Raw genomic sequence first — 1,425 nt, forward strand, 5'->3', positions numbered from 1 at the left:
CTTTCCGGACGCGGGCGCAAGCGCCCTTATTTCGCCCGGAAAGCCCGTCACTACGGCGTCTCCACTCAATTGGTTTCATCCCGCCGGAGAGGCAAAGAAAAACGATCAGGAAGACGACAAAAGCCCCGTAGTTTCACTAGAACCACGGGACCTGCCGCCTCAATGATCGCACACCGATCAAGGAGAAACCATCGTGAACACCACCACCACCGGGACCATCGAGCACCTCGACCCGACCGCGCTCGTCATCGAGGCGAACGTCCGCACCAGCGCCCCGCTGACCAAGGACTTCCTCGACTCCATTCGTCAGAGCGGCATCCTCTCGCCCGTCCTCGGACGCCGCGACGAGCACGGAAACGTCATCGTCCGCGCCGGACAGCGCCGCACCCTCGCGAGCCGTGAAATCGGCCTCGCGACGATCCCGGTCTACGTCGTGGAGGGCGACGACAAGACCGCCGAGCGGATCGTGCAGCAGATCATCGAAAACGACCAGCGCGCCGAACTCACCACCGCCGACCGCACCGCGGCATGGGCGCAGCTGTCGTTCGAGGGCCTGTCGGCCGCGACCATCGCCAAGCGCACCGGCACCAAGGCCGCGACCGTGAAAGCCGGACTCGCGATCGAGGAGTCCGCCGCCGCACGGACCGCGCTACACGAGCACGAGCTGACCCTGGACCAGGCCGCGGTCATCCTCGAATTCGAGGACGACGAGGAAGCCCGCGCCGACCTCATCACCGTCGCCACCACCAACCCCGGCCAGTTCGCCCACACAGCGGAGCGCTACCGCAAGGCGCGCGCCCGCCGCGTCGCCGTCCTGACAGAGGAAGCCAACCAGGAGGCCGCGGGATTCGTCATCCTCACCCGCGAGCAGATCGACGGCGAGGGCAGCCCGTGGGTCGTCATCGACCCGCTGCGCACCGACGACGGCAAGCACGTCACCGCCGAGCACATCGCGACCATCGAGCCCCGGGGCGCTCTCGTGAGCACCATCTACGACGGCAACACCCACGTCTCCTACGCGATCCAGGACCCCACGGCCCACGGATTCAGCTACGCCTACAACGCGCCCGCCGCACCCGAGACGGACGAGGAGAAGGCCGCGAAGTCCGCCGAGCGCCGCATCCTCCTCGCGAACAACCGCGCCTGGATCGCCGCGGAGACGGTGCGCCGCGAGTGGATCACGACGCTCCTGTCTCGCAAGACCCTCCCGAAGGACGCGGAGCGCGTCATCGCCCTGGGCCTGACCGCGCACCGCTCCTCGGTGTCGGGCGGGATGAGCAACGGCAACGCCCTCGCGCACACCCTCCTCGGCGTCACCCAGCCCTCCGGATACCACGCCGATGCGCTTGCTGCGCTGGTCGAGGCGAACCCCGCGAAGGCCCGCCTGGTCGCGCTGGCCGTCGTCCTCGCAGGCCAGGAGGCGAA

Annotated in this window: 1 protein-coding gene; it reads left to right on the top strand. The window is 68.4% G+C overall.

Translation table 11 applies throughout. The annotated features are described in order from the left end of the window. Positions 1–193 precede the first annotated feature (193 nt). Positions 194–1,425 (top strand): ParB/RepB/Spo0J family partition protein (locus tag MT355_RS21055; RefSeq protein ID WP_243601045.1); only part of this gene is annotated, 1,232 nt, incomplete at its 3' end.

This window comes from Rathayibacter sp. VKM Ac-2929, from assembly GCF_022815495.1.
Taxonomy (GTDB): Bacteria; Actinomycetota; Actinomycetes; order Actinomycetales; family Microbacteriaceae; genus Rathayibacter; species Rathayibacter festucae.